The organism is Flavobacterium microcysteis (genome assembly GCF_006385255.1).
GTDB classification, from domain to species: domain Bacteria; phylum Bacteroidota; class Bacteroidia; order Flavobacteriales; family Flavobacteriaceae; genus Flavobacterium; species Flavobacterium microcysteis.
The window spans coordinates 21314-34375 of record NZ_VFJE01000053.1; the positions used below are offsets into that span (position 1 = coordinate 21314).

Sequence of the window (13062 nt, forward strand, 5' to 3'; positions counted from 1 at the left end):
TCATTAATGGATGCAAATATAAAAAAGTTAATCCCTTTTGCTTTTCGGTATAAAAAAGACATTGTTTTAAATATTGTCTATAATATTTTTTATGCTTTTTTCTCGACCCTTTTGATGGTTTCTATGATTCCAACATTAAATGTGTTGTTTGGACTTAATGAGAAAATCCTAGTAAAACCAGAATACACAGGGATTGAAAATTTAAAATCGTTTTCTGAAGATTATCTTAACTATCAAGTTACCCAATTTACAGAAAACAGCGGCTTTGAATATGCCATGATTTTTGTGATATCAATTATCATAGCAACCGCATTTTTGAAAAATTTGACCAACTATTTAGCTTCCTACCACATCACCCGACTTAGAAATGGTGTCTTAAATGATTTAAGAGAGAAATTATATAATGTAATTATCAATCTTCCTGTTTCTTATTATTCAGAAAAAAGAAAAGGAGATGTGATGTCGAGAATGCTAGGTGATGTTAACGAAGTTAAAAACGCATTTTTTCAAGTTTTGGAACTTGTGGTTAGAGAACCGCTAACAATTCTATTCTCAATTGGTGCCATGTTCTTTATAAGCGCAAAACTTACATTGTTTGTGTTTTTATTTATTCCAATTTCTGGATTTATAATTTCCAGAGTCGGGAAAAACTTAAAAACCAAATCAACAAGAGCTCAAGAAGAAAACGGAATACAAATATCAATTTTGGACGAGACATTAAGCGGCTTAAAAGTAGTTAAAGGCTTTAATTCTGAAAATGTTTTTATATCAAAATTCAATCTTTCTTTAAAACGATTATTACGTTTATCCAATAGCATTGGTAACAAGAATAACCTGGCTTCGCCTTTAAGCGAATTTTTAGGGATTCTAACCATCGCCGTTCTTTTATGGTATGGGGCGCAATTAGTGATTGTAGACAAGTCATTGTCCCCAACAACATTCATTGCCTATATCGCTTTAGCGTATACGATTTTAACTCCGGCAAAAGCAATTTCAAAAGCCTCTTATCAGGTAAAAACAGGACTTGCTGCCGCTGAACGTGTTTTTACTTTAATGGAGGAAGAAAATACGATTACAGATAAAGTTGATGCTATTGAGAAAAACACTTTTGAAGACAACATTCATATCGATAACATCAATTTTAGGTATGAAAAAGAAAATGTCCTTAAAAACTTTTCGTTAGATGTCAAAAAAGGGCAAACCGTTGCTTTGGTTGGACAATCCGGAAGTGGAAAAAGTACAATCGCCAATTTATTGACCCGTTTCTATGATGTTCAGGAAGGAGTTTTAAAAATTGACGGCATCGATATAAAAGACATCAGTATGAAGTCGCTAAGAGGCTTGATGGGCTTGGTTACCCAAGACAGCATCTTGTTTAACGATTCTATAAAAAACAACATCCTATTAGGCAAACAGAACGCTACTGACGAAGAAATCATCGCTGCACTGAAAATTGCCAATGCTTACGAATTTGTAAAAGATTTGCCAGAGGGAATCAACACAAATGTTGGAGACAGCGGGAACAAATTATCGGGCGGACAAAAACAACGTTTGAGCATTGCCCGTGCCGTACTAAAAAACCCTCCAATCATGATTCTGGATGAAGCTACTTCTGCTTTGGACACAGAAAGCGAAAGACTGGTTCAGGTAGCATTAGAAAACATGATGCAGAACAGGACTTCGGTTGTTATTGCCCACAGATTATCGACCATCCAAAAGGCAGACAAGATTGTCGTAATGCAAAAAGGCGAAATCGTAGAACAAGGAAATCACGAGGAATTGCTCGCTAAAAACGGAGTGTATAAAAAACTTGTAATGATGCAATCATTCGAATAAGGAACAAAAGATGTATCAAAATAATCCAAATATAAGTCTTCCGGAAAATCTCGACACAGTCGTATGGAAATATTTGGATTTATCAAAGTTTCTTGATCTGCTGTTGTCAAGAAAGCTTTTCATGTCACGGTCGGATAAATTTGAAGACCAATATGAAGGCACGTTCAGCGAACCTACATTTGAGGAGATTCGGAAGATTTCTGAAAACAATCCCGAATTTTTGGATGCATATAAAACGCAACGAAAAAATGTGGTGATCAGCAGCTGGCATATCAATGAATATGAATCTTTTGCCATGTGGCAGATTTTCACCCAAAACAGCGAAGGACTTGCCATACAGTCCACTATTCGTAGAATACAGGAGTCTTTGCATTTAGAGAAGCAATACGAGCAGCATATTGGCGAGGTGAACTATATTGATTACAAAAAGGAATATATTCCGTTTAACGACGACTTCTTCCCTTTCCTCTTTAAGAGAAAGAGTTTTCAATACGAAAGAGAAGTTCGGATTATCTCCAATCTTTCCTCCCATAACCTGACTATAAACGAAGGCGTAAAGATTGATGTAGATATCAATAAAATGATTGAAAAGATTTACATCCACCCTAAGTCTGAAAACTGGTATAAAAACCTTGTTATTCAATTAGTGGGTCAGCTTGGTTTTGATTTTACTATTGAGAAATCAGATTTGGAAAGCGACATATTAATCTAAAAAAAATCCCCAAGCAGTGCTTGGGGATTTTTTTATGCTCCGTTTCCGTTTCCTATCGGATCGTATTTTTCGGTTTTCCAGTCCGGAGAAAGCAGCTCAACATAATAGTAATGTACCGCATCATCTTTATCAAAAGCCCCGTTCTTGTTAATATCTTCTATAGTTCTGTAATATAGCCTGTTTTGAGCTTCTACTATATTCCAATCGATTAGTTCCTGGTAATCTTCAGAAAGTTTTTGGAAATGCTTGCCGTTGATTTCGCTTATGTAAAGACATTTGATATCGTTGGCATCTAATTTTCCGTCTTTATTGGTATCCATATCTACTAAGGAATACACCAGAATCTGTTTTTTAGTCTTATCAGCAATCGTGTTCAGGAAAGTCACCGTCTGCATCTGGATTTTCTTATCCGTAAGCGGCTTTAGTGCTGTTGAATCGATATGCTGGAATTTTAGGTTTTCAAAATATCCTGTAAGTTCAAATCGATTGTAATTGGAAATAGCATAACTCACAGAATTTGTCTTACTGGAACCATACGTTCTTGAGTTTCCATCATACACACGAACATCACCAATGGCATGGATAAGGTATTTTGTACCATCCATATGGATTGGAAGATCGGCAATTTTTATCTGCGAAGAATCTGGTTTAGTCACCACTTTTTCTGGCTTGGTGTCATAAATTACCTTTGGAGTTTCCTCCTTATCTTTACAACTAGCCAAACAGGCCATTGCCGCTACGAGTATATAGGTTTGAAATTTTCTCATTTCATCAGCTTAAAAGTCATTCAAATATAAAGATAAAACTTCAGAATTTCAATTTATAATCTTGCTGTAATCTTTACGTTGAAAACTCGGGTTGTCATATAGTTCGGAATTCCATACTGAACTTTCGTATAAACATCTCTTACCCAAGTATTTGTTATCGCATTCTGATTATTAAACATGTTGAATATCTCCAATCCAAGTGATAAGTCTTTGAAACGCTTCAACCAATGTCCTTCAGGTCTTTCGTTATTTCTCTCTGTAAAGACATATGAAAATCCTACGTCTGCTCTGCGATAATCACGAAGACGGCTCTGGTACACATATGGATCAGCATAAGAAGGCGATCCGCCTGGCAATCCGGTATTGTATACCAAGTTCAAGTACAATTTCAGGTTCGGAATATTTTTCACATAGTCCTGAAACAGTATACCGAATTTCAATCTTTGGTCTGTTGGCCTTGCAATATAGCCTCGGTCATTTATATTTTCTTCTGTTTTCATGTATCCGAAACTGAACCAGGATTCTGTACCCGGAACAAATTCTCCGTTTAGGCGGGCATCAAAACCAGTTGCATAGGCTTTGGCATCGTTGTTTGCGCTATAGCGGATTCTTACGTTGTCAAGCGTATACGTATTTACATCAGACATTGATTTGTAATAGGCCTCTGTAACCAATTTAAACGGTCGCTCCCACATCTTAAAGCTGTAATCGTTGCTCAATACAACATGGATAGATTGCTGGGCTTTCACATCCGGATTTACTTTTCCGTCAGCACCACGAAGTTCTCTGTAAAATGGCGGCTGGTGGTATAATCCCCCTGAAAGACGAAATACCATATCGCTATCCCAATCCGGCTTTATAGCAAACTGAGCTCTTGGACTAAAGGTTGTTTGGCTTTTCCCATCTAAATCATCACCGGAAACTTGCCAGTTATGGGCTCTTACACCAAAATTATACCATACATCATGCGTTCCTATAAGTCCTTTTTTACTCCATTGAACATATCCGGAAAGCCTGTCGATTTTTGTGTAGTTCAAGGCTCTTACATTTTGATAAGGAACCAATGGACCTGTGTACGGAGTGTAAGGTTGGTCACGTATTGGCAAATCGATCACCGGCGGATTTAAAGAAAACCCTGCTGAATCGATTACTTCCCATTCTACTATTCTGTCACGAATGTCTTCACGGGTGTATTTGAAGCCCCATTCTATTTTGTTTTCCTTGATGTTATGAAAACCTTTTACTTCTGCATTTACAATCAAGGCATCCAAATCATTTCTGGCGTGATTTAACTGTGAACCGATTTCTTGCGTATAGACAATGTTTCCAAGATTTCCAGAACCAATATTAGTATCCAGTTCTCCAAAACTGTAATCGGCTTTGATATCAAAATATTCTTGCTCTTGTGTCAGATAAGCTGATGCAATAAGTTTTAGTGTAAAATCTTCACTTGCTTTGTAAGTTGTTTTTAAAGCTCCAAAATAAGTCTCGTATCTGTCTTTTTCCTGTCCTTCATAAAAAACCAATAGTGCTTTCGGATCATCAATTGTTCCGAAATTGGTCTGTCTTGTCAAAGGCTCATAGTTGTAACGGTTTTGCGAGATATTCCCAAGAAAACTCAACTCCCATTTATTATTTGGGTTATAGGTTACGTTAGTTTGTATATCGGCAAAAGTAGGCTTGAAATTCGTTTCTGTTTCCTGACTGTTTACCAAAAGGCTGTTGTCTCTGTATCGAACTCCGGTAATGGCAGCCCATTTTTGGTTTTTAGATGCCGTTTCCACCATTAGGCTTCCTCCTAGCAAACTTGCTTCAAGAGAAGCTCCAAAACTTTTTGGCCTTCTGTATGTAATATCCAATACAGAAGATAATTTGTCACCATATTTAGCTTGAAAACCTCCTGCAGAGAAATCTACATTCTGGATCATATCTGTATTTGTAAAACTCAATCCTTCTTGCTGACCAGAACGTATCAAAAAAGGACGGTAGACCTCTACTTCGTTTACATAAACCAAGTTTTCATCATAGTTTCCTCCCCTTACGTTATAACCGCTACTCAAATCGCTGTTATTATTTACACCCGGAAGTGTTTTCAATAGGTTTTCTACACCTGCATTGGCACCGGGAATCAATTTGATGTCTCTTGGAGAAATATTGGTAATTCCTTCAATCCTTTTTCGGTTGTCATAAATTTCAACAACACCAATCATTTCGACTTTTTTGCTCAGCACCGGATTGAATTCAAAATCTTCATTTGGCTTTAGCTCAATATCTAAAGAAGAGCTTTTGTTTGACAAATGCGAGAAAATGACTGTGATTTTTTGGTTGGCCGGAACGGTCAGGATATAAAATCCGTTTTTATTAGAAGTAGTAGATTTATTTTTATAACTAATATCCGCATCTTCAACCGGCTGGTTGTTTTCATCTAAAATAACACCCTTGATTCTGGCAGTTTGTGCAAATGCGGCAATGCTTATAAAGAAAAAAAGAACTGTAGCTAAATTTTTTGTTTTCAAATTATACTTTTTTATTGTTGTTGACTTCTAAAAAAATGCGACTCAAAGGTAGCAGAATTTCCCATATTATCAGACACAACTATTTTTAAATCATTTCTTCCTTCGTCGGCAATATTGTCTTCGAAATTATAAGAAAGCTTTTTTGTTTTGTAATCATATTCTAACAGAATCCATTTTCCGTTCAGATATCCGTTATATTCTGCTATTCCAGACATATTATCCGAAATATAGATTTCCAAAAATTGCTGCTTGCTAATCCATTTTCCTTCAACGAAATTAGGATTGCTGATTTTTGGTGCAATTGTGTCCATTGCTAAAACGAATTGACCTAAATCTTTAGTATATGTTGTAAAAACATTTCCTTTTCTGGTCGTTTTATTAAACCCGAGACGCTTTCCTTCCCTTGATGCTATAAACATCTTTGACTTATCGGCTTCAGATGAAACCTTATCTTCAAACGTGATGGTCATATTGTTGTGCACCGGAACGGTTTCGTTGTGCAGGTAGAGTATCGAATCTTTTACGTCAAAATCAATATAAAAATCTTCATAAAAAGTACCGGCAGGAATAAAAACGGATACATTATCCTTTGCATAGCTGTTGTCTTTTCTTGCTTTCAGGAAAAATCCGGTGCGTTTTTCTTCTTTAGGCACTTTTACAGGCAAGGCAGAATATTCGATTGGAATATTAATTACGCTTTTGTTTTTATTAAAATCAGAAACTTCCACCTGATAGTTCTGATACAGGTTTGGAGTTACATCAATTATCCCATAAGTATTATTAGCCGTGATAATGCTAAGAAGGTAGGGTTCTATCATAAAAAGCTTCTGTACTCGCTGTCCGGTTCGCTTGTAACGCGGATAATCAATCAATGCATTGATATAACGCCCTTCATCAAAACCAAAAGTATCAAACTGGTATCCGAAAAAAGGTTTTCCGTTGCTCAAGCTCTGTACTTTAAACACACCGTTCCTATTGTAGCTGTTATCAAAAAGGTCATAGGTGTTGACACCAAATCCTATCTTTCCGTTAGCCATAATTTTTTCAGCTATATAGCTTCCGTCCTTTTGCTGCGAAAGGTTGAGTTCAATCGGTTTTTGTATCTGGTTTACGCTGGAACTGTCGCCAATAGGATAAACGACAAGACTGTTGATTACCGGCGGCTTTGTATCTTTTATCTGAATATCGAACCCGAAAAGCATCGGATTGATTATTTTTTCTGTTTTGGAATCACGAAATTCAAAATGCAGGTGCGGTCCGCCAGATCCACCAGAATTTCCGGACAAAGCGATAATATCACCCTTTTTAACTACCAATTCATTTTCTGTAGGAAACATTTCAACCTCAAACGATTTCTGCTCATACTGTTTCTTTTTGATATAGGCTTCAATTGCAGGCGACGCTTTTTGAAGATGCCCGTAAACCGTAGTATAACCGTTAGGATGTGTAATATAAATTGCTTTTCCGTAACCCCATGTAGAAATCTTGATGCGTGACACATAACCGTCAGCAGCAGCATATACATTCAATCCTTCTTTTTGCTGTGTCTTAAAATCGAGTCCAGTATGGAAATGATTTCCTCTCAATTCCCCAAAGGTTCCGGATAAATAAAGCGGGATATCCAAGGGCGAACGGAAATAATCTTTCGGATAGTCATTTTGTCCAAAAACCGAAATCGTAAACAGTAAAAATAACAGGCTAAATCGCATAGTAAAGGTTTTTGCTAATATAAAAAAAAGAGTAAACAAACCGGACAGAAAAACCGAAAATTATAACTCCTTACTTCACAAATTATTACATGAAAAGCTTCATTAAAAAAGAGAATTTAAGGAAAAATATTGCAATATTTAAATAGGAATAGTAACTTTGTAAATTATGTAATGAATATTGACCCGGATGAGTGAAATTGCGCAAATCATTGATACTCTTGAAAGCAGGCTTGAAAAACTTATCGCGAAAATTGAGGGTTTGGAAAAAACATCACGCGAACTGCAGCAGGAATTAGATCGGGCGGCAAACGTGATGCAGAAGCAATCGAAAGAGATTGAAACATTGAAAGCGCAGCATGACACGCTCAGAATGGCGAATTCATTACTAGGCAGTGAAGAAAATAAAAGAGATACAAAGCTTAAGATAAATTCATTAATCCGTGAAATTGATTACTGTATAGCACAGCTTTCTGATTAGCAATTATGGACGAAAAGCTTAAAATTAAAATATCGATCGCAGACAGAGTCTATCCTTTAACGGTAGATATGTCACAGGAAGAGGGGCTACGAAGCGCTTCTAAGAAGATTGACTTGATGATTAAGCAATTCGAAGAAAATTATGCTGTTCGTGACAAACAGGATGTTTTGGCAATGTGCGCCCTGCAATTTGCATCGCAATTAGAGCAAAAACAGATTGATTCTTCAGCAGAAAATGTTGAAGCTAATGAAAGACTGAAAAAGATTAATGATTTATTAGCAAGCTATCTTGACAGATAAAAAAAGACGTTCTTTAACATAGACTAAAATACTGCCTACATTAGTTCATATTTGATAAACTCAACACTAACAAATTAGAATGAGCAAATCGTCGCTACTAAAGCAAGCTGCCTTGAGCAGATCCTTGAACAGCGAGTTAGCTCAAAACTTGTCTTAACGAGTTTATACAAGCAACCTAATGTAGGCTTTTTTTATATATAAACATTCAACAAACATGGACAGTACATTAGTTATAATTATTTCAGGAATCGTAGGCATCGCGGTAGGTTTTGCAGTTGCAAAAATCATGGAAAGAAGCAACGTTTCCAACTTAATAAAAAACGCTAAGAAAGAAGCCGCATCTATTTTAAAGGATGCTAAGGCAGAAGCGGAGACCAATAAGCAGCATAAAATCCTGCAAGCAAAAGAAAAATTTATTGAACTTAAAGCCGAGCACGAACAAGTAATCTTGGCAAGAGATAAAAAGATAGCAGAAGCCGAAAAAAGAACTAGAGACAAAGAATCTCAGGTTTCTAACGAATTGGCAAAGACCAAAAAAGCTACAGACGACCTCGAGTCTAAAATCAGCGATTACTCTAACAAAATCGAAACTCTTGAAAAAAGACAAGCTGAAGTAGACAGACTACACAAAAGCCAGGTGGAACAATTGGAAGTTATTTCCGGTTTATCTGCTGAAGAAGCGAAAAACCAATTGGTTGAAAGCCTTAGAGCTGAAGCGAAAAGTGGTGCTATGTCTTATATTCAGGAAACTCTTGAAGAAGCTAAGCTTACAGCACAGCAAGAAGCTAAAAAAATCATCATCAATACTATTCAAAGAGTTGGTACGGAAGAAGCGGTTGAAAACTGCGTATCTGTTTTCAACATTGAATCTGACGATGTAAAAGGTAGAATTATTGGCCGTGAAGGTAGAAACATCCGAGCTTTAGAAGCAGCTACAGGAGTTGAAATTATTGTTGACGATACTCCAGAAGCAATTATCCTTTCTTGTTTTGACCCAGTTCGTAGAGAGATTGCCCGTTTAGCATTACATAAATTAGTAACTGACGGTCGTATTCACCCGGCAAGAATCGAAGAAGTTGTTGCTAAAACAGCCAAACAGATTGACGATGAGATTATTGAAGTTGGTAAACGTACCGTAATTGATTTGGGAATCCACGGATTACACCCTGAATTGATTAAAGTTGTAGGTAGAATGAAATACCGTTCTTCTTATGGACAAAACCTGCTACAACACTCCCGTGAGGTTTCTAAACTTTGTGGTATCATGGCAGCAGAATTGGGCTTGAACGTAAAACTGGCAAAAAGAGCCGGATTACTACACGATATAGGAAAAGTGCCTGATACAGAAAGTGATCTTCCACACGCATTATTAGGTATGCAGTGGGCTGAGAAATATGGTGAAAAAGAAGAAGTATGCAATGCAATTGGAGCTCACCACGATGAGATTGAAATGAAATCACTTCTTTCTCCTATTGTTCAGGTTTGTGATGCCATTTCAGGAGCAAGACCAGGAGCGAGAAGACAAGTACTTGATTCGTATATCCAGAGATTGAAAGACCTTGAAGATATTGCTTACGGTTTCCAGGGAGTGAAAAGCGCTTACGCTATCCAGGCAGGTAGAGAATTGCGTGTTATTGTAGAAAGCGAAAAAGTTTCTGACGATAATGCTGCCAACCTTTCTTTCGACATCTCTCAAAAGATACAGACAGAAATGACCTATCCAGGTCAGGTAAAAATTACGGTTATCAGAGAAACCAGAGCCGTAAATATTGCGAAATAAGAATATACCAAATAAGCACAAAAAAAGCTCCTCAGATTGAGGAGCTTTTTTTTATGGTATTAGTTTAAGAATATTCTGCAGATGTCTTCCAAGCAGACCGGTTTCAGGAAATAGTCTTGTATTTCATTTGGGAAATCTTTTGCCTTATTCAGGTCAAAAGGACTGTTTGAAGAGCTTACCATATAGATAACGGTTTCTTTATTCAGCGTTCCCTTTATTTTGCGGAACTCTTCCAGAAACTGCCATCCGTCCATAACGGGCATATTGATATCCAAAAGAATCAAATCCGGAAGCGTTGTGCCATTTTTAGAATTCTCTTTCAAGCCTTCTATGGCATCATGCCCGTTTTCGAAAAATCTTGAATTGACTTCAATATTATTCTTCTTCAATAAATTTTTTAATATAAAATGATAAACTTTATCATCATCAACTACAAAAACATCATTAAACTTTTTCATTAAAATATATTTTAAATGCAGTACCCTCTCCTACTTTACTCTTAACTTCTATTTTTCCTCCCATAGCTTCGACCTGATTTTTTGTAATGAAAAGGCCAATTCCTCTGGAATCCGGATGCTGATGAAATGTCTTGTACATTCCAAATAGCGAATCCTTATATTTCTCCAAATCAATCCCAAGGCCATTATCTGAAATTGTCAATACCTTTTTACCTTTTTCATAAGTAAGCTGGTACGTAATTTCTAACCTTCTTTCCGGATTGGAGTATTTTATTGCATTGGTTGTAAAATTCAAAAGTATGCTTTCCAGATAAGCAGGGTTATAATTAATATGGATGTCATCTGGAATCAAACTGATAATTTTTACATCATGTTTGTTTATCTTCTCGCTCAATACGTTTAATGTCCGTTGAAAAAACTCATAAAGATTTAAGTTTTCCCTGGCAATTTTTATTTCGGTGTGTATACTGACTAATTCATTCAGGTGTTCGATGGTCTGTGTCAGGTCATTTGAAATAGTCCTCAAATGCTGTAATGTCTCTTCTCTCTCGCTTGAATCCTGAATATCATCAACCAAATCCAAAAGCATCGTAAAATTCCCTGCATGCGAACGCAAGTTATGAGAAACGATGTGGGCAAAATTCAAAAGCCTGCTGTTTTGTTCACTTACAATATCCAGCGTCTTTTTTAATTCATCTTCTCTTTCCTTTTGGGACGAAATATCTGTATGCGTTCCAATAATTCGTAACGGTTTCCCTGATTTGTCGCGCTCAATTACTTTTCCGCGGTCAAGAATCCATTTATAGGTTCCTTTTCTGCCTTTTACTCTGTGTAGGTTTTCATACACATCCGTTATTCCTTTCAAATGCAGGTCGATATCAGAAAGATATTCCTTCTGGTCGTCTGGATGCACTTTAGAAATACAATTTTCAAAAGAATTGATTCCTTCAGTTTCATCCAAATCCAAAATCTTCATGGATTGTTCTGAATAGAAAACTGTATTGTCTACAAGATTCCAATCCCAGACACCTCCCATAGAAGCTTCCAGTGCAAATTCAAAGCGTTTTTCTGATAAAACTAACCTCAACTCTTGTTCCTTATTTGCCGTTATATCGGTAATTCGGCCATAAAACACAACGCTTCCATCTTTCATGGCTTCCGGTTTGGCTGAACCTTTCAGCCAACGGACACCTTTTTTAGGAAGCAGAACCCTGTATTCATGGTTCCATCTTGTTAATGTATCCCTTGATTTTAAGACTGATTTTAAAAATGCTTTCACGTCTTCTTTAAGAATACGATCCGTAATTACCGGACCGGCATCATGTTCCAGAAAGTCTTTTTCAAAACCATAGATTTCCATGGCAGAATTACTTACAAACGGCATGCTGTAAGTGTTATCTTTCTCAATTTTAAACTGAAAAATCAGATCTGGGATTTCTCTCAGAAGTTTTTCATAAAATTGATTCGATGTGTACGATTCATTTGAATTAACGTAATTCTCGAATGCCATTAAGGGTTAACATATTGGTTAGGTGCAACAAAAGTATATACCAAAACGTCAACTCTTCGTTAGAAAAACACAAAATCGTTTAACGGTTATTTTCTTGGATGAAATGCATTCATAACCTCTGTAAGGTGCCTCCTGTCAAGATGTACATAGATTTCTGTAGTGGTAATTGATTCATGTCCGAGCATGAGTTGGATGGAACGCAGGTCGGCTCCATTTTCAAGAAGATGTGTAGCAAAAGAATGCCTGAAGGTGTGTGGGCTGATAGTTTTTTTAAGATTTATTTTTACAGCCAGATCTTTGATAATGGTAAAAACCATCGCTCGGGTCAGCTGTTTTCCTCTTCTATTCAAGAACAAAGTATCTTCATGCCCTTTTTGAATATCGAGATGCGAACGTACTGATGTTTTATAAATATCGATATACTTTTGCGTAAGATTTCCAATTGGCACAAAACGCTGTTTATCGCCTTTTCCTTTTACTTTTATGAATCCTTCTTCAAAAAACAAATCGGAAATCCGAAGTGATATCAGTTCTGAAACCCTAAGTCCACAGCCGTATAAGGTTTCCAACATAGCACGGTTTCTTTCGCCTTGATCTGTGTTAAGTTCAATGGCGCCAATAATTTTATCTATTTCATCTGTAGACAAAGTATCGGGGAGTTTTCGTCCTATTTTGGGGATTTCCACAAGTTCCATAGGATTATCATTCCGATAATCCTCAAAAATCATATAGTTGAAAAAACTTCGTAATCCAGAAATTATTCGTGCCTGGGAACGGGGATTTATAGTCTTCGAAATCTCATAGATAAATTGCTGAATGGTTTCTTCAGAAATCGAAATAGGATTTTCATTTATTTGATTATCAGATAAATACAAAACTATTTTTTCAATATCAAAAGTATAATTGTCAATTGTATTTTGTGACAATCCTCTTTCAATCTTCAAAAAAGATTGGAAATTTTTAATATAAGTCGCCCAGTTTGCCATGTGTCAAAGTT

At 36.5% G+C, this 13062-nt stretch carries 11 protein-coding genes and 1 other RNA gene; 6 read left to right on the forward strand and 6 right to left on the reverse strand.

The genetic code is table 11. The annotated features are described in order from the left end of the window. Positions 1–6: 6 nt before the first annotated feature. Together FJA49_RS07240 and FJA49_RS07245 are read left to right on the forward strand one after the other, a co-directional pair. Positions 7–1836, forward strand: a complete 1830-nt coding sequence (locus FJA49_RS07240) for an ABC transporter ATP-binding protein (RefSeq protein ID WP_140000324.1) — start codon at positions 7–9, stop codon at positions 1834–1836. Positions 1837–1846: 10 nt separating this feature from the next. After that, positions 1847–2548, forward strand: coding sequence for a DUF2971 domain-containing protein (locus FJA49_RS07245; protein WP_140000325.1), 702 nt, complete (start codon positions 1847–1849; stop codon positions 2546–2548). Between the two features lie 32 nt (positions 2549–2580). Here the strand turns inward: FJA49_RS07245 and FJA49_RS07250 are convergent, their stop codons facing one another. The 3 genes from FJA49_RS07250 to FJA49_RS07260 are packed head-to-tail and all read right to left on the reverse strand — an operon-like array spanning position 2581 to position 7540. Beyond that, complete coding sequence (locus FJA49_RS07250) at positions 2581–3315, reverse strand: hypothetical protein (protein WP_140000326.1); 735 nt, start codon at positions 3313–3315, stop codon at positions 2581–2583. Between the two features lie 53 nt (positions 3316–3368). Beyond that, positions 3369–5831, reverse strand: a complete 2463-nt coding sequence (locus FJA49_RS07255; protein ID WP_140000327.1) for a TonB-dependent receptor — start codon at positions 5829–5831, stop codon at positions 3369–3371. An 11-nt stretch (positions 5832–5842) separates the two neighbouring features. Next, complete coding sequence (locus FJA49_RS07260) at positions 5843–7540, reverse strand: M23 family metallopeptidase (RefSeq protein ID WP_140000328.1); 1698 nt, start codon at positions 7538–7540, stop codon at positions 5843–5845. A 187-nt stretch (positions 7541–7727) separates the two neighbouring features. Between FJA49_RS07260 and FJA49_RS07265 the strand changes: the two genes are divergently transcribed. The 4 genes from FJA49_RS07265 (at position 7728) to rny (ending at position 10097) form a co-directional block, all read left to right on the forward strand. Further along, the gene (locus FJA49_RS07265; protein WP_140000329.1) at positions 7728–8018 is read left to right on the forward strand and encodes a hypothetical protein; all 291 of its coding nucleotides are present in this window, start codon (positions 7728–7730) and stop codon (positions 8016–8018) included. Between the two features lie 5 nt (positions 8019–8023). Continuing rightward, positions 8024–8317 (forward strand): cell division protein ZapA, encoded by a 294-nt coding sequence (locus FJA49_RS07270; RefSeq protein ID WP_140000330.1) that lies wholly within the window; start codon positions 8024–8026, stop codon positions 8315–8317. A 58-nt stretch (positions 8318–8375) separates the two neighbouring features. Further along, positions 8376–8481, forward strand: a non-coding RNA gene (gene ssrS, locus FJA49_RS07275) — 6S RNA. Between the two features lie 50 nt (positions 8482–8531). After that, a complete protein-coding gene (gene rny, locus FJA49_RS07280; RefSeq protein ID WP_140000331.1) occupies positions 8532–10097 on the forward strand; it encodes a ribonuclease Y in 1566 nt (521 codons plus the stop codon). A gap of 59 nt (positions 10098–10156) precedes the next feature. On the opposite strand, the gene FJA49_RS07285 is transcribed toward rny, so the two are convergent. The 3 genes from FJA49_RS07285 to xerD form a co-directional block, all read right to left on the reverse strand. Then, the gene (locus FJA49_RS07285) at positions 10157–10555 is read right to left on the reverse strand and encodes a response regulator (RefSeq protein WP_140000332.1); all 399 of its coding nucleotides are present in this window, start codon (positions 10553–10555) and stop codon (positions 10157–10159) included. Further along, the gene (locus FJA49_RS07290) at positions 10542–12065 is read right to left on the reverse strand and encodes a PAS domain-containing sensor histidine kinase (RefSeq protein ID WP_140000333.1); all 1524 of its coding nucleotides are present in this window, start codon (positions 12063–12065) and stop codon (positions 10542–10544) included. The genes FJA49_RS07285 and FJA49_RS07290 overlap by 14 nt, the downstream gene beginning before the upstream one ends. An 86-nt stretch (positions 12066–12151) precedes the next feature. Then, entirely contained in the window at positions 12152–13051 is a 900-nt protein-coding gene (gene xerD / locus FJA49_RS07295) for a site-specific tyrosine recombinase XerD (protein ID WP_140000334.1), read from the reverse strand. Between the last annotated feature and the right edge of the window lie 11 nt (positions 13052–13062).

What these genes read in the sequence shown, in the direction of transcription:
- FJA49_RS07240 (WP_140000324.1), top strand. Translation starts at nt 7, where the DNA reads ATGGATGCAAATATAAAAAAGTTAATCCCTTTTGCTTTTCGGTATAAA.
- FJA49_RS07245 (WP_140000325.1), top strand. Translation starts at nt 1,847, where the DNA reads ATGTATCAAAATAATCCAAATATAAGTCTTCCGGAAAATCTCGACACA.
- FJA49_RS07250 (WP_140000326.1), bottom strand. Translation starts at nt 3,315, where the DNA reads ATGAGAAAATTTCAAACCTATATACTCGTAGCGGCAATGGCCTGTTTG.
- FJA49_RS07260 (WP_140000328.1), bottom strand. Translation starts at nt 7,540, where the DNA reads ATGCGATTTAGCCTGTTATTTTTACTGTTTACGATTTCGGTTTTTGGA.
- FJA49_RS07265 (WP_140000329.1), top strand. Translation starts at nt 7,728, where the DNA reads ATGAGTGAAATTGCGCAAATCATTGATACTCTTGAAAGCAGGCTTGAA.
- FJA49_RS07270 (WP_140000330.1), top strand. Translation starts at nt 8,024, where the DNA reads ATGGACGAAAAGCTTAAAATTAAAATATCGATCGCAGACAGAGTCTAT.
- rny (WP_140000331.1), top strand. Translation starts at nt 8,532, where the DNA reads ATGGACAGTACATTAGTTATAATTATTTCAGGAATCGTAGGCATCGCG.
- FJA49_RS07285 (WP_140000332.1), bottom strand. Translation starts at nt 10,555, where the DNA reads ATGAAAAAGTTTAATGATGTTTTTGTAGTTGATGATGATAAAGTTTAT.
- FJA49_RS07290 (WP_140000333.1), bottom strand. Translation starts at nt 12,065, where the DNA reads ATGGCATTCGAGAATTACGTTAATTCAAATGAATCGTACACATCGAAT.
- xerD (WP_140000334.1), bottom strand. Translation starts at nt 13,051, where the DNA reads ATGGCAAACTGGGCGACTTATATTAAAAATTTCCAATCTTTTTTGAAG.